This is a genomic window from Nocardioides carbamazepini, from assembly GCF_024614185.1.
Taxonomy (GTDB): domain Bacteria; phylum Actinomycetota; class Actinomycetes; order Propionibacteriales; family Nocardioidaceae; genus Nocardioides; species Nocardioides carbamazepini.
Genome location: NZ_JAHTLF010000012.1, coordinates 215,760 through 236,887 on the forward strand (window position 1 = coordinate 215,760; position 21,128 = coordinate 236,887).

18 protein-coding genes and 1 other RNA gene are annotated in these 21,128 nt (G+C 72.2%); 8 read left to right on the forward strand and 11 right to left on the reverse strand.

The genetic code is table 11. The annotated features are described in order from the left end of the window. Nucleotides 1-27: 27 nt before the first annotated feature. From KVF89_RS06520 to KVF89_RS06530, 3 genes are read right to left on the reverse strand one after another with little or no spacing between them, the layout of a single operon-like run. The gene (locus tag KVF89_RS06520) at nt 28-798 is read right to left on the reverse strand and encodes an SDR family NAD(P)-dependent oxidoreductase (RefSeq protein ID WP_257424413.1); all 771 of its coding nucleotides are present in this window, start codon (nt 796-798) and stop codon (nt 28-30) included. A 51-nt stretch (nt 799-849) separates the two neighbouring features. Further along, nucleotides 850-1,263, reverse strand: coding sequence for an HIT family protein (locus KVF89_RS06525; protein WP_257424414.1), 414 nt, complete (start codon nt 1,261-1,263; stop codon nt 850-852). A gap of 39 nt (nt 1,264-1,302) precedes the next feature. After that, nucleotides 1,303-2,460: a glycerophosphodiester phosphodiesterase gene (locus tag KVF89_RS06530; RefSeq protein ID WP_257424415.1), complete on the reverse strand. Its 1,158-nt coding sequence runs from the start codon at nt 2,458-2,460 to the stop codon at nt 1,303-1,305. Between the two features lie 176 nt (nt 2,461-2,636). Here KVF89_RS06530 and KVF89_RS06535 point away from each other — a divergent pair, with 176 nt between their 5' ends. The 5 genes from KVF89_RS06535 (at nt 2,637) to ssrA (ending at nt 6,743) form a co-directional block, all read left to right on the forward strand. Further along, a complete protein-coding gene (locus KVF89_RS06535; protein WP_257424416.1) occupies nt 2,637-3,404 on the forward strand; it encodes a thioesterase family protein in 768 nt (255 codons plus the stop codon). Between the two features lie 80 nt (nt 3,405-3,484). After that, nucleotides 3,485-4,936: an amidase gene (locus KVF89_RS06540; RefSeq protein WP_257424417.1), complete on the forward strand. Its 1,452-nt coding sequence runs from the start codon at nt 3,485-3,487 to the stop codon at nt 4,934-4,936. Further along, entirely contained in the window at nt 4,903-5,628 is a 726-nt protein-coding gene (locus KVF89_RS30375; protein ID WP_257424418.1) for a helix-turn-helix transcriptional regulator, read from the forward strand. Before KVF89_RS06540 ends, KVF89_RS30375 begins: the two co-directional genes overlap by 34 nt. A 32-nt stretch (nt 5,629-5,660) precedes the next feature. Then, nucleotides 5,661-6,320: an SDR family oxidoreductase gene (locus tag KVF89_RS06550; RefSeq protein WP_257424419.1), complete on the forward strand. Its 660-nt coding sequence runs from the start codon at nt 5,661-5,663 to the stop codon at nt 6,318-6,320. A gap of 53 nt (nt 6,321-6,373) precedes the next feature. Continuing rightward, nucleotides 6,374-6,743, forward strand: a transfer-messenger RNA (tmRNA) gene (gene ssrA / locus KVF89_RS06555). A 69-nt stretch (nt 6,744-6,812) separates the two neighbouring features. Here ssrA and KVF89_RS06560 read toward each other — a convergent pair. The 6 genes from KVF89_RS06560 to ftsE all read right to left on the reverse strand — a co-directional run bounded on the left by KVF89_RS06560 (nt 6,813) and on the right by ftsE (nt 12,276). Further along, nucleotides 6,813-7,655, reverse strand: coding sequence for a S1 family peptidase (locus KVF89_RS06560; protein ID WP_257424420.1), 843 nt, complete (start codon nt 7,653-7,655; stop codon nt 6,813-6,815). 82 nt (nt 7,656-7,737) lie between these two features. Next, entirely contained in the window at nt 7,738-8,628 is an 891-nt protein-coding gene (locus KVF89_RS06565; protein WP_257424421.1) for an amidohydrolase family protein, read from the reverse strand. Further along, entirely contained in the window at nt 8,621-9,133 is a 513-nt protein-coding gene (gene smpB, locus KVF89_RS06570; protein ID WP_257424422.1) for an SsrA-binding protein SmpB, read from the reverse strand. The genes KVF89_RS06565 and smpB overlap by 8 nt, the downstream gene beginning before the upstream one ends. 80 nt (nt 9,134-9,213) lie before the next feature. Beyond that, on the reverse strand, nt 9,214-10,524 hold the full coding sequence (locus tag KVF89_RS30380) for a peptidoglycan DD-metalloendopeptidase family protein (protein ID WP_257424423.1): 1,311 nt from the start codon (nt 10,522-10,524) through the stop codon (nt 9,214-9,216). A gap of 88 nt (nt 10,525-10,612) precedes the next feature. After that, the gene (gene ftsX, locus KVF89_RS06580) at nt 10,613-11,560 is read right to left on the reverse strand and encodes a permease-like cell division protein FtsX (protein ID WP_257424424.1); all 948 of its coding nucleotides are present in this window, start codon (nt 11,558-11,560) and stop codon (nt 10,613-10,615) included. Nucleotides 11,561-11,586: 26 nt separating this feature from the next. Continuing rightward, nucleotides 11,587-12,276, reverse strand: coding sequence for a cell division ATP-binding protein FtsE (gene ftsE / locus KVF89_RS06585; RefSeq protein WP_257424425.1), 690 nt, complete (start codon nt 12,274-12,276; stop codon nt 11,587-11,589). A gap of 107 nt (nt 12,277-12,383) precedes the next feature. Here ftsE and KVF89_RS06590 point away from each other — a divergent pair, with 107 nt between their 5' ends. Continuing rightward, on the forward strand, nt 12,384-13,019 hold the full coding sequence (locus KVF89_RS06590) for a hypothetical protein (protein ID WP_257424426.1): 636 nt from the start codon (nt 12,384-12,386) through the stop codon (nt 13,017-13,019). 81 nt (nt 13,020-13,100) lie between these two features. Continuing rightward, the gene (locus KVF89_RS06595) at nt 13,101-14,885 is read left to right on the forward strand and encodes a zinc-dependent metalloprotease family protein (protein ID WP_257424427.1); all 1,785 of its coding nucleotides are present in this window, start codon (nt 13,101-13,103) and stop codon (nt 14,883-14,885) included. A 71-nt stretch (nt 14,886-14,956) separates the two neighbouring features. On the opposite strand, the gene KVF89_RS06600 is transcribed toward KVF89_RS06595, so the two are convergent. Together KVF89_RS06600 and prfB are read right to left on the reverse strand one after the other, a co-directional pair. Then, nucleotides 14,957-15,580, reverse strand: a complete 624-nt coding sequence (locus KVF89_RS06600) for a cutinase family protein (RefSeq protein ID WP_257424428.1) — start codon at nt 15,578-15,580, stop codon at nt 14,957-14,959. Between the two features lie 306 nt (nt 15,581-15,886). Then, nucleotides 15,887-17,005: a peptide chain release factor 2 gene (gene prfB / locus KVF89_RS06605; RefSeq protein ID WP_257424429.1), complete on the reverse strand. Its 1,119-nt coding sequence runs from the start codon at nt 17,003-17,005 to the stop codon at nt 15,887-15,889. A gap of 216 nt (nt 17,006-17,221) precedes the next feature. Here prfB and KVF89_RS06610 point away from each other — a divergent pair, with 216 nt between their 5' ends. Next, the gene (locus tag KVF89_RS06610) at nt 17,222-21,097 is read left to right on the forward strand and encodes a beta strand repeat-containing protein (RefSeq protein WP_257424430.1); all 3,876 of its coding nucleotides are present in this window, start codon (nt 17,222-17,224) and stop codon (nt 21,095-21,097) included. Nucleotides 21,098-21,128 lie beyond the last annotated feature (31 nt).

Genomic DNA, 21,128 nt, shown 5'->3' on the forward strand with positions numbered 1-21,128 from the left:
CCCCCCCCCCCCCCCCCCGACTCCGGCTCAGGTGCCGAGCGAGACGCCGCCGTCGACGTAGAGGGTCTGGCCGGTGATGTACGACGCCTCGTCGCTGGACAGGAAGGTCACCGCCGCGGCGATGTCGGCAGGGAAGCCGACCCGCTTGACCGGGTTGGCCTCCGCGCTGAGACGACGGAACTCCTCGACGTCCATCTTCAGCCGCGCCGCGGTCGCGTCGGTCATCTCGGTCGCGATGAAGCCTGGCGCCACCGCGTTGACGTTGATGCCGAACGGGCCCAGCTCGATACCGAGGGTCCGGGTGAACCCCTGGATGCCCATCTTGGCCGCCGAGTAGTTCGCCTGACCCCGGTTGCCCAGCGCCGAGATCGAGGAGATGTTCACGACCTTGCCGTACTTCTGCTCCACGAAGTGCCGCTGCGCGGCCTTGGTCATCAAGAACGCGCCCTTGAGGTGCACGCCCATGACCAGGTCCCAGTCGTCCTCGGTCATCTTGAACAGCAGGTTGTCGCGGGTGATGCCCGCGTTGTTGACCAGGACGTGGATGCCGCCCAGCTCGGCCACCACCCGCTCGACCGCGGCGTCGACCGACGCGCCGTCGGAGACGTTGGCGCCGATGCCCACGGCCGACGCGTTCTCGACCAGCGGCAGCTTGGCGGCCGCCTCCGCGGCGGCGGCCTCGTCGAGGTCGACGATCGCGACCGACGCGCCCTCCTCGGCGTAGCGGGATGCGGTGCCGAACCCGATCCCTCGTGCGGCTCCGGTGATGACGGCGACGCGCCCGTCGAAACGACCCATGGTGCTTACCTCAGCTCTTCCAGCTCGAGTCCAGTCCGATCGGGTCGCAGCCTACGACCCCAGCGCGGCGCGCAGGCGCGCGGCATAGTCGCCGGCCTCCCCCGCGGCGTACTTCGTCCGGGGCCAGAAGAAGCCGCGCAGCCCGTCGCCCTTGGTGCGGGGGACGACGTGCAGGTGCAGGTGCGGCACCGACTGGCTGACCACGTTGTTCATCGCGACGAAGCTGCCCTGGGCGCCGAGTCCCTCGACGACGGCCGTGGCGAGCCGCTGGGCAGCGGCCAGGAAGCCGTCGCGCTGCCCGGCCGGCAGGTCGGGCAGCGTGACGACGTGGGTGCGCGGGACGAGCAGGACGTGGCCCTTGAACACCGGGCGCCGGTCGAGGAACGCGAGCAGCTCGGGCTCGTCGAGGACGACGTCGGCCTCGGCATCGCCGGCCACGATGGTGCAGAAGACGCAGTCCGCCATGGCGCCGAATCTAGCGGCGCCGAGCCAGGGGTACGACGCTCAGGCCGCGCCCTGCTCCTCGGCCCAGGCGTCCCGGGCGTCGACGGCGATGTCGGGGTTGTCGGAGAAGAGCGCGTCGACCCCCGCCTCGAGGAAGGCCTCGATCTCGCCGGCGAGGTCGCCGGGCGCGTTCGGGTCCGTTCCGAGGCGGTGGTTGGCGGGGAGGAACTGGTTCTCCACCCGCAGTGTCCACGTGACGACCTGGAGGCCCGCGGCGTGCGCGTCGGCGACCACGCTGCTGGGAGCGCCGATCGCGCCGCCGGCGTCGCGCGGCAGGATCCGGTTCTTGGCCGGCGCCACCCACTCGGCGTAGCTCGCGATGTCCGCGAGTCCCGCGGGCGTCAGCAGGTCCGCGTAGGTCGTCGTACTGCCCGCCGCCACCAGGTCGTAGGGCGCGCCCGCACCGTCGACGAGCTGGGCCAGGGGCACGCGGGTCAGTCCGTCGAGCTCACGCAGGTTGGCGGTCTCGAAGGACTGCACGACGACCTTCGCGTTGGGGCGGTCGAGGCCGGTGCGGCGCAGCGTGCCCACGAGCGGCTCCTCGAGCGAGAGCCCGATCGAGTCGAAGTAGGTCGGGTGCTTGGTCTCCGGTGCGATGCCGATGGTGCGCCCGCTGCGGCCGGACTCACGCTTGACCAACCGGATGACCTCCTCGAGGGTCGGCACCTCGAACTGGCCGTCGTAGCGGGTGTTGCCGGGGCGGACCTGCGGCAGCCGCTCCTGGGCGCGCAGCGTCTTGAGCTCGGCGAGGGTGAAGTCCTCGGTGAACCAGCCGGTGACGGCGACGCCGTCGATCGTCTTGGTCGTCCGCCGCTCGGCGAACTCAGGATGCGCGGCGACGTCCGTCGTCCCGCCGATCTCGTTCTCGTGACGCGCGACGAGCACCCCGTCCTTGGTCGAGACGAGGTCGGGCTCGACGTAGTCCGCGCCCTGGCGGATGGCGAGGCGGTAGGCGGCGAGGGTGTGCTCGGGCCGGTAGCCGGAGGCACCGCGGTGGGCGATCACGATCGGCTCGCCGGCGCGGTGGCGGACGTGGTCGGATCCACGGGCGTCGTCCGGGGTCGCCTGCGCGGGGACGGCGGCCATCCCGAGGACGACGGCGGTGGACGTGAGGGTCAGCAGGGCGCGACGCGGCGCGCGGTTCTTCCGAGAGGTCATGACCGCCAGCCGACCAGCCGCAGGTGGCCCAGCAGGGAGGTCCGGATGAACGTCAGTCGGCGAGCAGGAGGATCCCGCCCACCAGCAGGACGACGGCGAGCGATGTGGCCATGACCACAGCCCCTCCCTCCCTTCGGGGGTAGGGCGCCAGGACGCGCGACCGGGAGAATGGCGCGGTGGCGTACTGGCAGCGGACCGCACCGCACACCTTCACCCCCACCGAGCACGTGGGGGGCGCCTGGGACCGCGCGACCCAGCACATCGCGCCCGCCCTCGGCGTCCTCGCCCACGAGGTCGAGCGCCACCGCGACGCACGGCGCTCCGACGGGCTCGTGGTGAGCCGGCTGTCCTACGACATCCTCGGCACGGTGCCGATCGAGCCGATCGACGTCACGATCGAGGTGCTCCGCCCGGGCCGCACCATCGAGCTGGTGCAGGCGACGGCGTCGTACGCCGGCCGGGCGGTCGTCCTGCTGCGGGCATGGCTCGCCGAGCCCTACGACACCGCTCCCCTCGCGGGCACCGACCTGCCGTCGATCCCGCCCGCGGCCGAGATGGAGCCCTGGGACATGGCGGGGCTGTGGCCCGGCGGGTTCATCGCCTCCATCGAGGTCCGCCGCAAGGACCTGGGCCCGGGACGGTCGATGGTCTGGGTCCGCACCCCGCACGCGCTCGTCGCCGACGAGCCGGTCAGCCGCCTCGCCGCCGTCGCCGGCCTGGTCGACGTCACCAACGGCATCGCCGTCCGCTCCGACCCCACCGAGGTCTCCTTCCCGAACCTCGACCTGACCGCCCACTTCCTGCACGCGCCCGCCGAGGGCTGGCTCGGACTCGACACGACCCAGTCGTACGGCGCCGGCGGCATCGGCGTGACCAGCTCGAAGATGCACGACGAGAACGGCCCGCTCGGCACGATCGCGCAGACGCTGACCGTGCGCCCGTAGCGAAAGTCGGTCATCTGCCCGATCCGCTCGCTCCTCCGACCGCCCTACGGTGCGCGGAACCCCGAGCAGAGGAGCCAGAGATGACCGACCCCACCCCCACCCCCACCGACGAGATCGGCTGGATGAGCGCCACCGAGATCGCCGCGGCGGTCCGGACGCGGCGACTGCGCGTCGCCGACGTCGCGGAGGCCATGATCGAGCGCGTCGAGCGGATCAACCCCGCGGTCAACGCACTGGTGTGGTTCGACCCCGCGCAGGTACGCCGGGACGCGGCGGCGCTCGACGCGGCCCAGGACGCGGGCACCGCGACCGGGCCACTGCACGGCGTGCCGTTCACGATCAAGGACCTCACCGCGGTCGCCGACGTCCCGCTGACGTTCGGGATGAAGCCGCTGCGCGACAACGTCGCCGACCACGACGCCGTGATCGTCGAGCGCCTCAAGGCCGCCGGCGGGCTGTTCCTCGGGAAGACCAACACGCCGGAGTCCGGCTACAAGGGAGCGACCGACAACCACCTGTTCGGCGCGACCCACAACCCGTGGCGTCCCGGTCACACCGCGGGCGGCTCGTCGGGCGGCGCCGGGGCAGCAGTCGCCGCCGGCCTGGGACCGCTCGCCGAGGCCAGCGACGGCGGCGGGTCGGTGCGGATCCCGGCGTCGCTGTGCGGCGTCGTCGGCGTGAAGCCCTCGACCGGGCGGATCCCCCAGACCATCCTCCCCGGCCGGTTCTACTCGTGGGCCTACCACGGGCCGATCACCCGCACCGTCGCCGATGCCGCGCTCATGCTGGACGTCGTCAGCGGCCCCGACCGGCGCGACCCGCTGAGCCTGCCGGACCGGGTCGACTTCACCGCCGCGATCGCCGACCGCGACCTGACCGGCGTCCGCGTCGCCTGGTCGACCGACCTCGGCCTCGGCATCGCGGTCGACCCGGAGATCGAGAAGCTCTGCCGGACGGCGGTGCAGGCGCTGGCCGACGCCGGTGCCATCGTCGAGGAGGCCACCCCTGACTGGAACGGCGCCGATCCGCAGACCGCCATGTGGAACGGCATCTGGGTTCCGGGCTTCGCCTCCGAGCACGACCTGCTCGACTGGGCCTCGCTGCGCGGCGAGGTCGACGACGAGCTCATCGAGCTGATCGCCGAGGGCGAGCGGCTGACCGGCGTGGACGTCGGCCGGGCGGACGCCGCGCGTGGCGTGATGTGGGACGCCTTCGCCCGCTTCCTCGGGCGCTACGACGTCCTCGTGTCGCCGACCGTCGCGACACCGGCGTTCCCGCACGGCCAGTTCGCGCCGGACCACCTCGCCGGGCGGCCGCTGCGCGAGCAGCTGCTCGGCTGGTTCCTGACCTATCCCTTCAACCTGCTGACGACGCCGGCGATGTCGGTGCCGGCCGGGTTCACCCCGGACGGCTGTCCGGTCGGCCTGCAGCTCGCCACGGGGCTGCACCAGGACGCGCTGATGCTCCGCGCCGCCGCGGTCGTGGAGGAGCGTGCGCCGTGGGCGCAGCACTGTCCACCGAGCTGTCGCTGACCGATACTGGCGCGGTGACCCCAGCCGCGCCGGTCGGCGCCTACCCGTCGACCTCGCGCCGCGCTCGTCAGCTTCTGGAGCTGGCGAGCGCGGCGGTGCCGTTCTGCGCGTGGGTGCTGGGCTACCGGGACGCGCACACCGGGCGGATGCGGCCGCTGGTGCAGGCCGGCTACCGGCCCGAGGTGGTCGACTTCATCTTCGGCGACTTCACCGCCCATCCCCTCGTCCGGCGGCTGATGACACAGCCCGGGACGGCGTACTTCTGGGAGGACGTCGCGGGCTTCGCCGACGACACCGTCGCCCGTGAGGTGCTGCGGCCCTGCGGGTTCGCCGAGGGCACCTCCGTCGCCCTGCGCGGCACCGACGGCCAGCCGGTCGGGGTCGCCCACCTCAGCCTCCCCGAGCCGTACGTGCCCGCGAACGCGCGCGCCGTCCTGGCCAGCCTCTCCCCCGCACTCGGCGACCTCGCCGCCGCCACCGCGCGCGCCTCCGCGCTCGGGCTGACGCCGCGCGAGCTGGAGATCCTCGGCCTCCTCGCCCGCGGCCACACCAACCCGCAGGTCTGCGCCGAGCTCGTCCTCTCCCGCAGCACCGTCGGCACCCACGTCGAGCACATCCTCACCAAGATGGGCGTCACCACCCGGGTCGAGGCCGTCGCTACCGCGATCGGGCTCGGCCTCGTCGAGACCTGAGCCGCGCTACGCGCTCGGCGTACGGTGGTCGCATGCGCGTCGCCGTCGTCGGAGGTCACGGACAGATCGCCCGCCTGCTGCACCCCTTGCTCGTCGCGGCCGGGCACCGACCGGTGGCGCTGGTGCGCCGCGAGGAACAGCGGCCGGCACTCGAGAGACAGGGCGCCGAGGTCCGGCTGCTCGACATCGAGAACGACGACGTCCCCGCCTTCACCGGCGTCTTCGAGGGATGCGACGCCGTCGTGTTCAGCGCGGGCGGTGGCCCGGACGGCAACTCCGGGCGCAAGCGGACGGTCGACCTCGAGGGCTCGCTGAAGTCGGCCGCGGCCGCCTCCGCCGCCGGCATCCGCCGGTTCGTCCAGGTCTCGGCGATCGACGTCGACCGCCCGGTCGCGCCCGACGCGGGCGAGGTGTGGGCGGCGTACGTCGCCGCGAAGCGCGACGCCGACGCCGCCCTGCGCGCGGGTCCCCTGGACTGGACGATCCTGCGACCCGGACGGCTCACCGACGACCCGGCGACCGGACGGGTCGCGCTCGGCCCGGACGTGGCGCGCGGCGACGTGACCCGGGCGGACGTCGCGGCCGTGCTGGCCGAGGTGCTGGGCCGTCCCGAGACGATCGGCCATCAGTGGAACCTGGTCGGCGGCGACGTGCCGGTCGCCGAGGCGGTCGGCGCGGCCGTCCGGGACTAATCGGTAGGCCCGTGACGTTGGGACCGGTAGACTGACGTCGACACAACTCAAGAGGGGCTGATCGGTTTCGACTTGGGACGTTTGTTCCAGGGGAAGCGGGTCGAGAAGCCAGCGTCATCTCGTAAACGATCGCTGGAAACCAATAACTGCCGACTCTAAGCGCAGTTCCTTCGCTCTCGCTGCCTGAGCAGTGATCGAAGCGTCTGACCGGGCATCCGTCTCCGTCCCGGATCCAGACGTCATCTAGGAGACTCGCTGCGTCGCTCTCGCCGGGAGGGTGACGCGGGACTCAAACCCGGCTGGGCCTGTCGATGACGTGTTCGTGCGAGCATCGGGGCCGAGAAAACGCCAGCACGGACTGCACCCGGAGAAGACCTGGCTCGGCGCTCGAGGACCGGGGTTCGATTCCCCGCAGCTCCACTCTCGTGAGGAGACCGACGTGGCCCGCGCATCGCGCGGACCACGTCGGTCTCGTCATGTCCGGCCGGCCCGTCAGCCCAGGAAGCCGGCCAGCCAGTCCGCGACCACGGGGATGTCGATGCGCTGGTAGCCGTCGAGGTAGCGGCAGTTCGCCGTGTAGCCGTACGACGTCACCCCGACCACGACGCCGCCGAGCCACAACGAGCCACCGGAGTCGCCGAAGCAGGTGCCGCCGGTCCCGAACGGGTCGTTCTCGTTGCCATTGGTCTGGATGATCTGCGGCGTGATCTTCTGGCCGGGCATGTCGACGTAGCGCCGGATGATCGGGTAGCTCATCGGGGTCGGCTTCTGCGGCCCCGTCTCGGCCTGGCGCACCTCGGTGCCGTAGCCGACGGCACGGAACAGCGTCTTGCGGGGCTGCTCGACCGCGTCGGCGGTGCCCACGTCGGCGACCGGGGCGGGCGCGATGCCGGTGACCGGCGCGTCGAGCACCACGACCCCGACATCGTTCCAGTTCCGCAGGTCCGTGAAGTCGCTGTAGGCGGGATGGGTGTGGGCCGTGCCGGACAGGTAGCCCGCCGCGGCGAGCTCGGCGGCGGTGTAGCCGGCCGCCGGGTCCGCGGCCTCCGGCAGCGGGGACGGTGGCGCCTCGGCGACCACGCTGTCGAAGGTCACCAGGGTCTTGCCCAGGGTCCCGGAGGTGCAGTGGGCAGCGGTGACCAGGACGGTCGGGCTGATCAGTGTCGCCGAGCAGCGGAACCGGCCCTCGGCGTCGTAGAACGCGATCAGGCCGACATTCGGATGGGTCTCGCCGTCGACGGTGCCGCCGGTGCTGGCGGCCACCGGCGCGGCCGGTAGGACGAGTCCGAGGCCGGCCAGAGCGGCGACGACCAGGGTCAGGAGACGAGCACGCATAGTTCTTTCCCCCCTTGCGTGAGCTCGGGTGAGCTCGGCCCTCAGTCCAGCACTGCACAGGCCGTAGGGGAAGGGGCCGGGGTCAGCGGGTGGCGGCATCCTCGCCGAGCAGCCGGACGGCGTTGTGCCAGCACACGTCCCGCAGCCAGTCGTCGCCGAGCTCCAGGCGAGCCAGGCCCTCGAGCTGCTTGGCGTAGGAGTACGGGATCGTGGGGAAGTCCGAGCCGAGCAGCACCTTGGGCCGCAGGTCCGCCAACCGCGGCAGCAGGCGGGCCGGGTAGGCGGCGTCCTGGTCGAAGAAGTCGGTGAAGACCATCGTGGTGTCGAGGTGGACGTTCTCGTAGCGCTCGGCGAGCACCAGGAAGTCCTCGTACTCCGGTGCCCCCATGTGCGCGACGAGCAGCCGCAGGCGCGGGTGCCGGCGCAGCAGGCGTGCCACGGAGTCCGGTCCGGTGAACTCGTTGCCGACCGGCCCCGATCCGGCGTGCACCGTCACGGGAGTCCCGGCGTCCTCGAGGACTCCCCAGACCGGGTCGAGGATCGGGTCGTCGGCGACGAACTCGCCCACCTGGAGATGGATCTTGAAGATCCGGACGCCGTCCTCGACCAGCGCGGCGACGTACCGCGCGGCCTCGGGCTCGGGATAGAAGGTGGCCGACCACACGATCTCGGGCTCCGTCGTGGCGAACTCCCGGGACCAGTCGTTGAGGTAGGTGGCCACCCCCGGCTTGTGGGCGTAGGGGTGGGTCGGGAAGCGGCGCACGCCGAAGGAGCGCAGCTGGGCGATCCGCTCCGCCATCGAGCCGCGGTAGCGGATCGGCCAGGGCCGTCCGATCTTCGGGCCCGCGGCGTCGAAGACCGCCCACACCGCGCGCTCGATGTTCGGCGGCAGGAAGTGGGTGTGCAGGTCGATGAGCCCGGGCAGGCCGAGCTGCTCCCAGACCGCCCGCACCTCGGGAGCGTCGTCAGTCACGCATGCCCTTGAGCCGGCGACCGATGGCCTCCTGCTTCTCGCGGTCGGCAGTGCGCTCGGCGATGGCCTGGCGCTTGTCCCACGACTTCTTGCCCTTGGCGAGCCCGATCTCGATCTTGGCGCGGCCCTTGACGAAGTAGAGCGAGAGGGGGATCACGGTGTGCCCCTTCTCGCTGACCTTGCGCTCGATCTTGTCGATCTCGGCCCGGTTGAGGAGCAGCTTGCGCTTGCGGCGCGCGGCGTGGTTGGTCCAGGTGCCCTGGGCGTACTCCGGGATGTGCACGCCGTGCAGCCAGGCCTCACCGCGCTCGATGTCGACGAAGCCGTCGACCAGGCTGGCCCGGCCCAGCCGCAGGGACTTCACCTCGGTGCCCTGGAGCACCAGGCCGGCCTCGAAGGTGTCCTCGATGTGGTAGTCGTGGCGCGCCTTCTTGTTGGACGCGACGACCTTGCGCCCGCTCGCGTCCTCCCCCTGCGCACCCGACTTCCCCGACGACTTGGCCATGCCCTGATTCTCTCAGGAGCGCGCAACGCGTTTCCGCGGAGGTGCGCCCAGAGGTCGCCCAGAGGTTGCCCAGAGGTCGCTCAGAGGTACTGCATGGGGTCGACGGGGTCGCCGTTGCGCAGCACGATGAAGTGCAGGTGGCAGCCGGTGGACCAGCCGGTGGAGCCGGAGTAGCCGACGACCTGACCGCGGGTGACCGTCGCGCCCTTGCTCACCGCGTACCTGGTCAGGTGGTTGTAGACCAGGACGATGTCGGCGCCGTTGACCTTGCCGATCGCGAGGTAGAGCCGGTTGCCGTAGATCTCGTCGTAGTACGTGTCGATCACGGTGCCGGACTCGCCGGCCCGCAGCGCCGCGCCGCAGCCGGTGCCGAAGTCGGTGCCGTTGTGCAGGCCCCAGTAGCCGTAGATCGGGTGGATCCGGTAGCCGAACGGCGAGGTGACCGGCCCGGGGCCGGGGCGGGCGAGGAGGCCGGCCGTCTCGCCGTCGTAGCTGCCGCCCTGCTGCTTGGCCAGCTCGATGATCTTCTGCCGGATCTTCGCCTCGCGCTTCTCCAGACGGCGCAGCGCCGCGCGGTCGGCCTCGCGGGCGGCCTCGACCTCCACGCGCGCCCCCTCGGTCTGGACGACCAGGCCCTCGACCTCGGACTCGGTGGCCGCGGCCTCGTCGACCAGCCCGCTGATCGTGGCGACGTTGTCGTCGGCGGCCTGCTTGGCGTCGGCGACCTGGTCACGCGCGGTGCGGACCTCGGTGCGCTGCTGCGCCAGCGCGTCCTCGGCGGCCTTGAGCTGGACCAGGGCGTCGTTCTGGCGGCCGACGACCAGCTCGTTGGCCGTCTCCCCCATCAGCACGTCCTCGATGGTGCCGGCGTCGGCGTACGCCGCCAGGAGGGCCAGGCGCGCGTCCCCCTGCTGCGCGATGGCGATGAGCGTGTCACGGCTGGCGATGCGCTGGACCGCGACGTCGGCCCGGGCCTGGGTCAGTGCCGCCTTCGCCTCGATCAGACGGCCCTGCGCCTCGGTGAGCTGCGTCGCGAGCGTCGCCGCCGCGGCCTGCGCGGTGGCGAGGTCGGCGCGCACCGACGCGAGCCGGGAGCGCGCGTCACCGAGCCGGGCCTGGGCCTTCTCCAGCCGCTTGGCGATCTTGGCCACCTGCTGGCTGGCCTCGTGGATGCTGCCCTTGACGCTGGCGATCTCGCCCTTGACCGCGTTCTGCTTGTCCTTGAGGTCGTCACCGTCGTCGGCGTGGGCCAACGGGACGGCCAGGCCGGCGACGGCGATGACGACGGCGACCGCGGTCACCAGCCATTGGGGGTGGGCCCACACGGGCAGGCGATCGCGCAGGTCGGGCAGGGCACGGCGCAGCCACGGGGCGCTGGGGAAGGAGCGCACAGTAAGACCAATCGGTGTTCGGGGAAGTGTTGCCCGACTCGCTCGCTGACGCTCGCTCGCCGAACCCCTCGACCGTAGCCGCCGACGATCAGACTTTGACGTATTTGCGGGTCAGCAGGAGTGTCGGGATCAGGGTCAGCGCCGGGCCGAGGATCACGATGCCGGGCGGGAAGAGGCCGATCAGCGCCTGCGTGTAGTCCCCCCAGTCGACCCAGGGCAGGAACTGGACGTGGTCGGAGAGCGCCTTCTCCACGCCCCAGTACTGGAACGCCGCGAGCAGCCCGGCGGCCAGCGCGACGCCGACGATGGCCGCGACGAGGGCCTCCAGGAGGAAGGGCAGCGCGATGTAGAGCGTGGACGCTCCGACCAGCCGCATGATCGCGATCTCGCGCCGCCGGGCGAGCGCCGCCAACCGGATCGTGTTGGTGACCTGCAGCAGGGCCGCGAACAGCAGGAAGCCGGCACCGATCCACGAGCCGTACTTGAGCACCGTCATGATGCCGAAGATCTGCCCGAGCGCCTTGCGCTGGTCCTTGATCACCGACACGCCGTCGAGACCCTCGAGCGCGCTGATGATGCCGTCGGCGCGCTCGGGCGTCTTGAGCGTGACCCAGTACGCCGCCGGCCACCGCTCGACGGTGACGACCGGGTCGGGCCCCTCGAAGGCGGCCTGCGTGTTGTTGCGCTTGGCCTGCTCGTACGCCCGCTCGTAGCCCTCCTCCTTGGACTGGAAGGAGGAGGAGGCGACCTCGTCGCTGTCGGCGATCTCCTTCTCGATCCGCTGCTGCTGGTCGGCGGTGACCTCGCCGCTGGCGCAGTTGGGGCTGTGGGAGGGGTCCTCGTCGGTGCACAGGTTGACGAGGATCTTCAGCTCGTCGCCCAGGCTGTCGCGGGCGACGGTGGCCTCGCGCTGGACGAGGATGCCGATGCCGGCCAGGGACAGGGACACAAAGAGGGTGACGATCACCGCGAGGTGCATCGACAGGTTGCGACGCAGGCCGGTGCGGAGCTCGGTGAAGACATAGCGCAGCTGCATGGGAGGGCTCTCTGGTCGGGTCCGGGTCAGTGCTGGAAGCCGTAGCTGCCCGACGCCTCGTCGCGCACGACCTTGCCGTGGTCGAGCTCGATCACCCGCTTGGTGAACTGGTCGACGATGCCGTGGTCGTGGGTGGCCATCACGACCGTCGTCCCGGTCTGGTTGATGTCACCGAGGAGGTTCATGATGCCGGCGGACGTGGCCGGGTCGAGGTTGCCGGTCGGCTCGTCGGCGATGAGGATCATCGGTCGGTTGACGAACGCGCGGGCGATCGCGACACGCTGCTGCTCACCACCCGACAGCTCGTCGGGCATCCGGTCGCCCTTGTCCTTGAGGCCGACCAGCTCGAGGGTCTCGGGGACGACCTTGCCGATCTCGCGGCGGGACTTGCCGATCACCTGCTGGGCGAAGGCGACGTTCTCCGTGACCGTCTTGTTGGGCAGCAGCCGGAAGTCCTGGAAGACGGTGCCGATCTGGCGCCGCAGCCGCGGCACCTTCCACCCCGCCATCCGGTTGATCTCCTTGCCGGCGACGTGGACGTGGCCGGTGGTCGGGCGCAGCTCGCGCAGGACCAGGCGCAGGGCGGTCGACTTGCCGGAGCCCGACGTGCCGACGAGATAGACGAACTCGCCCTTGTCGATGTCGAGGGTGACCTGGTCGAGCGCCGGCCGGCCGGGGCCGGGGTAGCGCTTGGTGACCTTCTCGAAGCGAATCACTGACCTGACGGTACGCGACGGCCGAAGACGACCGACGGACCCGTCCCCGGTGGGTCGCGGTGGCTCAGGTCACCGGCTCCAGACACGGCGTCGGTAGGGTGACGACCGTGCCGACGGTCCTGCGTGCGCTGCTCCTCTCAGCGCTGCTCACGCTCGTTCCCGTCGCCGTCGGCGTGGCCCGGTCCGGTGACGAGACCCTGTCGCGCGATCCCGCCGCCTACCAGGGCACCCCCCTGGCCGACTTCGACACCGCGAAGGCGGTCGTGCAGCGGGTGCCGTTCTGCGACCTGGTGCCGGAGCCGGCGGTCACGGAGGCGCTGGGCCAGGAGGCGACGCTGGCGCCCTACGGCAACGGCGAGAGGTCCGACGCCTTCCCAGGGGGCGACGTCGCCCATGAGTACGGCTGCCGCTTCTCCCCCGCCGACACCGCGGCGACGGCCGAGGCGCGGGGCTGGGTGTTCGCTCCTCCGGTCACCCCGGAGGCGGCGCAGCGGATGGTCGAGACGCCCGTGGCCAAGACGTGCACGGCGCTACCCGCCGCCCCGGCGTACGGCGCCCCCTCCGCCGGGACCCTGTGCCCCGGCGACGGTGTGCAGACCGTCTCCTTCCGGGGACTGTTCGGCGACGCCTGGCTCGCGTGCAGCCTGACCCTCCCGGCCGACGTGCCGCAGGATGACGTCGTCGACCGGGCCGGGCGCTGGTGTGTGGCGGTCGCGCAGGCGGCTTCGGTCCCTCTCACCTGATCGGTCCGGTCGCCCGGGACCAAGGTCCCGATCTGACCGGCCCTCGCTCAGGGCCGCGGCGGCGCGGCCGATCGGGTGTCCATGCAGCACCTCCTGCGCGCGGGGACCGGCCTCGCCGGACTGGCCCTCGCGGTCGGGGCGCTCACCCTGCCGGCGGCCGCCGCGGAACCCGCCCCGGGCATCCCCGGCCTGACTGCGGCGGAGCAACGGCTGCTCGCCGAGGACCCGTCCGTCGGCGTGGCCGCCGACGGCACCCTGTTCGCGGTCGACGACTGGCACCCGCCCGCCGCCGAGGCCGCGGCCTCGGCCGCCGACCCGGACACCGCCGCCGACCTCGCGGGGGCGCTCGCGGACGCCGCCCCGACCGACGCCTTCGCGTTGCACAGCCGTCCCGGCGCCGCCCGCACGATCTACCTCGACTTCGACGGCGGCGGGCTGCTCGGCTCCAACTCCTGGCTCCTGCAGGGCCTCACCAACCTGCTCTTCGGCGGCTGGTCGCTGGACGGCTCGCCGTTCTTCTCCGACGGCGAGCAGGCCGTCATCCGGGAGGTCTGGGCCCGCGTCGCCGAGGACTTCTCCCCGTGGGACGTCGACGTCACCACCCAGGAGCCGCCGCTGGGCGCCCTGTGGCGCGGCTCGGTCGGCGACCCGACGTACGGCGCCCGGGTGGCCTTCACCAACGACAGCGCGGTCCAGGCGCAGCTCTGCAGCGGCGGGTGCGGAGGAATCGCCTGGATCGGCACGTTCGACGCGGTCACCGCCGGCGAGACCCGCAGTCCCGCCTGGGTGTTCCCAGGCTCGCTGGGCCACCGGGCGAAGAACATGGCCGAGGCCGCCTCGCACGAGGCCGGGCACACCCTCGGCCTCTCCCACGACGGCGCCGGCAGCAGCGGGTACTACTCCGGCACCTCGCTGTGGGGACCGTTGATGGGCAGCCCGTACTCCTCGGCGATCACCCAGTGGTCGAAGGGCGACTACGCGGGCGCCAACAACCGCCAGGACGATCTCGCGGTGCTGCGCGCGCACGGTCTGCCGCCCCGCACCGACGAGGCGGGCAGCACCCCCGCGAGTGCCGCCGCGCTGGCGACGCTTCCCGACAACCGGGGCGTGATCTCGAGCCCCGCCGACAGCGACTGGTACGCCCTGACCGACTGCGAGGGCACGCTCACCACCGCCGCCACGTCGGCGACCGTCGGCCCGAACCTCGACGTCGTCCTCGAGCTGCGTGACGCCGCCGGCGACCTGATGGCGTCCCAGGCGCCGGCCACGAGCCGCACGTCCACAGGCATGCTCAGCGGGATGGGCGCCTCGTTGACGGTCCCGCTCGCCGGCGGTCCCTACTACCTGGCCGTCTCCGGCGGCGGCTCCGGACCGGACGGGAGCAGCGGCTGGGGCAGCGGGGGGTACGACGGCTACGGCAGCGTCGGGACCTACCAGCTCCTCATGGCGGGCTGCGCGGGCGGCACCGGCGTACCGGTGCCGCCGCCCGCCGAGGTCGCGCTCGACCCGTCCGGACCCTCGGGTCCCGGCGCCGGGTCGGCCGGCTCGCCGACCTCACGCCCGGGGACCCCGCACGCCCCAGCCGCCCGCAAGGGCACCCGCGGCGGCCGGGCGAGCATCGGCGTCGCCTGGACCCCGCCGGCCACCGGCGGTGGCGCCATCACGGGCTACGTCATCAAGGCCTTCCGCGTCGACGCCCGTGGCCGGGTGCTCGCCCGCCGGAAGTCCGCCGTGCTGCCCGGCACGCTGGTGGGCACCGAGCTGGTCGTGCCGCGCAAGGGACGCTGGGCGGTGCGGATCAAGGCGCGCAACGACCTCGGCTGGGGACGGTTCAGCCCCCGGTCGTCGCCCGCGACGGCCCGCTGACCACGACATGTCGAGGAGCGTCCAGCGCGCCGACGCCGGCCGCCGACCCGGCGACCGGCGCCTTGCTGGCTTTACCAGGGCATGAACACGCCGTCGAACCACTGCCCGTTGCCGTTGTCCGAGTAGTCGTCGACGTTGAACGAATAGGCGCCGTGGTTGCCTCCCCAGATGTATCCCGGCACACCGGAGGGCGCTTGCGTGTCGCAGACGTAGTCGTTGGTGCAGATCGACACGACGGGGATGTTGCCGAAGAACCGGTCGACGCCCGAGAGCGGTGCGCCCACGAAGTAGGTGAACCACTCCCCCGACACGCCGTTGCCGCGCGGGCCGCCCTGGCGCTTGGGGTCGGCGATCAGCACAGCGTTGACGTTGCCGAAGGTCGTCCAGTTCTCGGTGACCCAGGTGTGGACGACAGCCGCGCCCAACGAGTACCCCAACATCTTCACGTGCTGCCCCGGACACAGGTTCCGCTGGTTGCGAACCAGGCGGTTCAGCTCGTTGGTGCCCTGCCGAGCACCCCAACCGGTCGTTTCGGCGGGATAGCCGACCCGCTGGCTGATGTTGCCGTGGAAGACCATCGAGTTGTTGTCGCCGGCGCCGCCGACGACGATCGTGTAGGTCCCGACGCACGACGCGGCCGACGCTGGTTGCGCCAGGGGGAACACGGCGCTGATCGACGCCAGGAGTGCTCCCACGGCGAGTATTCGTAGGGTTCGCATCATCATTCGCTCTTTTCGCGGGTGGAGGGTGGCGTTGTCGTCTCATGCCGGCCGCCTCGCCTGTTCGACGGCGGGCAGGACCCGATGGGCGAGCTGAGGACGCCTTCCCCCGGTCGAGCCAGCTACCGGCGGTCGGGACCACAACGACATCTCCTCGCGGGCTCGGGCGCACCACGACCGTAACACGCTGTTACAGAATTTGTAACAGCGTGTTACGCGATGGGCCGGAAGACCGCGCGGCCGCGCACCTGTCGCGAAGCGCCTACCGGACGAGCCGTCGCGTCAGCTCGCGTCGGCGTTCTCCGCGCCGCGGCGCCAGCGGATGCCGGCCTCGAGGAAGCCGTCGATCTCGCCGTCGAACACCGCCTGCGGGTTGCCGGTCTCGTAGCCGGTGCGCAGGTCCTTGACGATCTGGTACGGGTTGAGGACGTAGTTGCGCATCTGGTCGCCCCAGCTGGCGGCGACGTCGCCCTTGAGGTCCTTCTTGAGCGCGGCCTCCTCGGCCTTCTTCTTCGCGAGGAGCTTGGCCTTGAGGACGATCATCGCGGCCGCCTTGTTCTGCAGCTGCGACTTCTCGTTCTGGCACGACACCACGATGCCGGTGGGGATGTGCGTGAGACGCACCGCGGAGTCGGTGGTGTTGACCGACTGTCCGCCGGGTCCGCCGGAGCGGAAGACGTCGGTGCGGATGTCGTTCTCGTCGACCTCGATCTCGTCGGTCTGCTCGAGCTGGGGCACCACCTCGACGGCGGCGAACGACGTCTGGCGCCGGCCCTGGTTGTCGAACGGGCTGATCCGCACCAGGCGGTGGGTGCCGGCGTCGACGGAGAGGGTGCCGTAGGCGTACGGCGCGTGGATCGCGAACTCGGCCGACTTGATGCCCGCCTCCTCCGCGTAGGAGACGTCATAGACCTCGACGGGGTACTTGTTGCGCTCCGCCCAGCGGGTGTACATCCGCATCAGCATCTCGGCGAAGTCGGCCGCGTCGACGCCGCCGGCGCCGGAGCGGATGCTGACGATGGCCTCGCGCTCGTCGTACTCGCCGGACAGCAGCGTGCGGACCTCGAGACCCTCGACGGCCTGCTTGATCCTCCCGAGCTCGGTCTCGGCCTCGGCCAGGGAGTCCTCGTCGCTCTCGTCGGCGGCCAGCTCGGCGAGGATCGCGAGGTCGTCGATGCGCTGCTGGAGGGCGCGGAACCGGTCGACCTGGCCCTGCAGCCCGGAGAGGCGGCCGGTGACCCGGGTCGCGTTGGCCTGGTCGTCCCACAGGTCGGGGGCGGCGACCTGGACCCCGAGGTCGGCGATCTCCCGCTCCATCCTGGGCAGGTCGAGGACCTGCTCGATGGTGTGCATCGTCGCAGTCAGCTGCTTGATCTCGGAGTCGTAATCGGGGCCCGCCACAAGGAGCAAGGTTACGGCGCGCGGCGCGAATCGCCGAGCCGGGGCGTCCGCGGGGTCGGACGCGCCCTCCGGCCTCGATGAAGAAAACGTGAACCCTTTTCAGAAAACCGGTGTGCGCGCGGTCACAACCTGCTTGAATCCCGGACACTCCCTCCGCCACACGGTCCCCGTGGCCGTCCTTCTCGGGTGGCACCCCTCCTCACGGGACGGTGACGCATGCTCCCTGCGCCGATCGACAACTCACTCCTGCCCGCGGGCCGCCCCCGCGCGGCCCGCGCGTTCCGACGACGGCTGGCCTGGCTCAGCGTCCTCGCGACGGTCGTCGCGAGCCTGGTCGCCACGGCGGCACCCACGCAGGCCGCCCAGGCCGGGGGCGACGACGTCGCTGCCTGGAGCCCGGGCTGGTCGTGGACCTACCAGACCGCGTTCCGCTACACGGGCGACACCGCGGACGTCACGATCAACGAGAACGTGACCTACACCGTCGTCGGCGTGGACACGTTCCAGGGACAGAGCGCCTACAGGCTCAACATCACCGGCAACATCACCGGTGGCTCGGGCAGCGCCAAGGTCGACGGCGTCGGCACGGCGAACCTCAGCAACTTCTCCGGGTCCGTGAGCGGCACGCGCTACGTCCGCCGCTCCGACCTGGCCCTGCTGCAGGAGAAGCAGCACCAGAACCTCAACGCGAAGGCCTCGGTCTCGATCCTGTCGGTGAACATCACCGCGGCCGTCGACCTCGAGATGACCCCGCGCGGCGGCTGGCGCGTCATCGACTTCCCGGTCGAGGCCGGGCAGTCGTGGCACAACGACGTCGACGTCGACTACACCGGTGGCTTCACGTACGACGCCGGCAGCTACGGCACCGGTGCGGACACCTTCGAGGGCGTCTTCTCCCTCGACGCGCCCGTCGACGTGACCAACGCGACCATCAACGCCGCGGGCGGGAGCGTCGCGACCCGGAGGGTCCACTCCCAGAGCCCCGACGGCCAGCTGGTGAGCACCGACTGGTGGTCGCCGACGCACCGCAACGACGCGCAGCAGTACCTCAGGCTGCCTCTCGACGGGGCGGCCCTGACCCTGGACCGCAGGCTGTCGTCGGCCTCGACGCCGGCCGCGGCCACCACCCTGACCGGCGCGATCACCCCCTCCCTGTCCTGCGCGGGCGGTGACGTGACCGTCGCCGGGCGGCTCAGCAGCGGCGCCGCGGGCGTCCCGGTGACCGTGACCCTCGACAAGTCGCAGCTCGCGCCCGGCCAGGGCGTCACCGTGAACACGACGACGACCTCCGGCGGCAACTACGCCGCCACCCTGGCCGCGCCGGCCGAGGCCGACGGGCTGCAGAAGAACGGCGCCCGTGGCAGCTGGGGCGTCCTCGTGACGGCCGGTGGCGTCACCACCGCGGCCACCCTGGTCGTCACCCCGAAGAACTGCAGCACCCTGACCTACGACGGCACCACGTCCGCGGCCCAGGGCAGCACGGCGACCGTGCGCGCGGTCCTCGCCGACCTCGCCGGCGGCGGCGTCGCCGGCCGCACGGTCACCTTCACCCTGGGCAGCACCTCGGTGAACGCCACCACCAACGCGTCCGGCGTCGCCGAGACCCAGATCAACGTGGCGGGCCCGCCGCGCGCGGCGACCCTCACGGCGTCGTACGCGGGCGACGGCGGGCTCGAGCCGGCCTCGGCCTCGACCCCGTTCGCCGTCGGCACCATCGCGACCACGACCACCGTGCTCGCCGACCCGGGCGTCGTCACCGTCGGCGACCCGGTCCGGTTCACGGCGACCGTCGCGGCGCAGCACGGCGCGACCCCGTCGGGCACGGTCCGCTTCGTCGTCGACGGCTCGGACTTCGGCGCCCCCGTCGCGCTGAGCGGCGGCCAGGCCACCAGCCCGCCGCTGTCGACCCTCGGCCTCGGCAACCACACCGTGACCGCGGTCTACAGCGGCTCGGTGGACAACACCGCCAGCTCGTCGAGTGCCGTCACCTTCCGGGTCCGCGAGCCGCTGCTCGGCACCAGCACGGCGTCCTCGGTCTCTCCCTCCGCCGCGGTGCACGGCCAGCCGGTCACGCTGTCGGCGAACGTCTCGACCGGTGCCGGAACCCCGACCGGCGACGTCGTGTTCACCGTCGACGGGACCGAGGTCGGCCGCGCCGGCGTCGATGCCGCGGGCGCCGCCTCGGTCGTCGTCGACGACCTGGCCGTCGGCGGCAACCCCGTCGTCGCGACCTACACCGGCGACGACGTGTACGCCGGCAGCGCGGCCTCACCGCGGACCGTGACCGTCGCCAAGGCGTCGGTGTCCGTCACGCTCGACTCCTCCGCCGGCACCACGGTGAGCGGCGAGGCGATCGGCTACACCGCGACCGTGGCGGTCCAGGCCCCCGGTGGCGGCACTCCGGCCGGCTCGGTCCAGCTGCTGGTCGACGGCGGCGCCGTCGGCGGGCCGGTGGCCCTCGACAACGGCGTCGCCGTGTTCTCGCCGCTCACCTCGCTCGGTGCGGGCACCCACACCGTCGAGGCGCAGTACGCCGGGAACGGGCAGTACCAGGGCGGCTCCGACCAGGTCGAGCAGGTCGTCGGCCAGGCCGACACCACGACCGTCGTGCAGGCGAACCCGTCGCCGTCGGTGCAGGACCAGAACGTGCAGCTGACCGCGGCCGTCGCCGCCGTCAGCCCCGGCTCGGGCGCCCCGACCGGCACCGTGACCTTCTACGCGGGCGGTGAGTCGCTGGGCGCCGTCCCGCTCGTCGCCTCCGCGTCGGGCAGCGTCGCCACCCTCGACGTCGACGACCTGGCACCGGGCACGCACCAGATCACCGCCCGCTACGCCGGCGACACCGACTACCGCTCCAGCGAGGCCGCGGCCGTCGCCCACACGGTGATCCCGGGCACCGCGGTCGTGGCGACCACGACCACGCTGACGTCGAGCACCAACCCGTCGTCGTACGGCCAGCAGGTGACCTTCCGCGCCACGGTCGCCACGGAGAGCGACAGCCCGGTCGGCACCGTCCAGTTCTCGGTCGACGGCCAGGAGCTCGGCTCCCCCGTGACCGTGGCGGACGGCGTGGCGGTGAGCCCGCCGGTCGACTCGGCCGAGCCCGGCGACCACACGGTCATCGCGAGCTTCGAGGCGGCGCCGGGCTTCTCCGGCAGCGGCGACATCCTCACCCAGACGGTGACGACCGGCATCCCGGAGGTGTCACTCACGTCCTCGACGCCCTCCTCGGGTCCCGGCCAGGGCGTGCGGTTCACCGTCGAGGTGACCTCGGGCGCGGGGCTCGCCCCGTCCGGCTTCGTCCAGTTCGCCGTCGACGGCCAGTCCCTCGGCGCCGCTGTCGCTCTGGTGGACGGCACCGCGACCAGCCCCCAGGTCACCGACCTGACGGCCGGCGAGCACACCGTGTCGGTCCTCTACTCCGGCGACCTGCGCTACGGCGCGGGCACCGCGCAGCTGACCCAGACCGTGGTGCAGACCGCGACCACGACCACGCTGCACGTCTCGCCGAACACCGCGACCTACGGCGACCCGGTGGTCCTGACGGCGATCGTCACGCCGGCACCGGGCGGTCTCCCGGGGCCGACCGGACCGGTCACCTTCCTCGCCGACGGTGCCCCCATCGGCACCGTGTCGACCACGCCGATCACCGGGCCCAGCGACGGCGTCTCCACGCTCGCGCGGCTGACGGTGGCGTTGCCGGCCGGCACCCACGTGGTGAAGGCGGTCTACGCCGGCAGCGCGCAGTTCCAGGGCAGCAGCTCGGCGAACGCCGGTCTCACCGTCGAGAAGCGGGCGACCACGATCACCGCAGCACCCGCGGCGGTGAGGCTGCTGCCGCTGATGCTGCCGCTCGGCCAGCTCCGGGCGACGGTGACGGGCACCGGGAGCGGTCCCGTGGCGGGCGTCCCGGTCGAGTTCCGCGCCGGCGCCAAGCTGCTCTGCGTCGCGCCGACGAACGAGTCCGGCATCGCCGTGTGCAACGCGGGATCGCAGATCCTCGCGCTCACGCTCGCCCTCGGCTACACGGCCACCTTCGCCGGTGACGCCAACCACCTCTCCTCCACGGCGCGCGGCGCCCTCCTGAAGTGAGGCCCGCTCCGATGAAAGGAACCACTGTGCG

What these genes read in the sequence shown, in the direction of transcription:
- KVF89_RS06520 (WP_257424413.1), bottom strand. Translation starts at nt 798, where the DNA reads ATGGGTCGTTTCGACGGGCGCGTCGCCGTCATCACCGGAGCCGCACGA.
- KVF89_RS06525 (WP_257424414.1), bottom strand. Translation starts at nt 1,263, where the DNA reads ATGGCGGACTGCGTCTTCTGCACCATCGTGGCCGGCGATGCCGAGGCC.
- KVF89_RS06530 (WP_257424415.1), bottom strand. Translation starts at nt 2,460, where the DNA reads ATGACCTCTCGGAAGAACCGCGCGCCGCGTCGCGCCCTGCTGACCCTC.
- KVF89_RS06540 (WP_257424417.1), top strand. Translation starts at nt 3,485, where the DNA reads ATGACCGACCCCACCCCCACCCCCACCGACGAGATCGGCTGGATGAGC.
- KVF89_RS06550 (WP_257424419.1), top strand. Translation starts at nt 5,661, where the DNA reads ATGCGCGTCGCCGTCGTCGGAGGTCACGGACAGATCGCCCGCCTGCTG.
- KVF89_RS06560 (WP_257424420.1), bottom strand. Translation starts at nt 7,655, where the DNA reads ATGCGTGCTCGTCTCCTGACCCTGGTCGTCGCCGCTCTGGCCGGCCTC.
- smpB (WP_257424422.1), bottom strand. Translation starts at nt 9,133, where the DNA reads ATGGCCAAGTCGTCGGGGAAGTCGGGTGCGCAGGGGGAGGACGCGAGC.
- ftsX (WP_257424424.1), bottom strand. Translation starts at nt 11,560, where the DNA reads ATGCAGCTGCGCTATGTCTTCACCGAGCTCCGCACCGGCCTGCGTCGC.
- KVF89_RS06595 (WP_257424427.1), top strand. Translation starts at nt 13,101, where the DNA reads ATGCAGCACCTCCTGCGCGCGGGGACCGGCCTCGCCGGACTGGCCCTC.
- KVF89_RS06610 (WP_257424430.1), top strand. Translation starts at nt 17,222, where the DNA reads ATGCTCCCTGCGCCGATCGACAACTCACTCCTGCCCGCGGGCCGCCCC.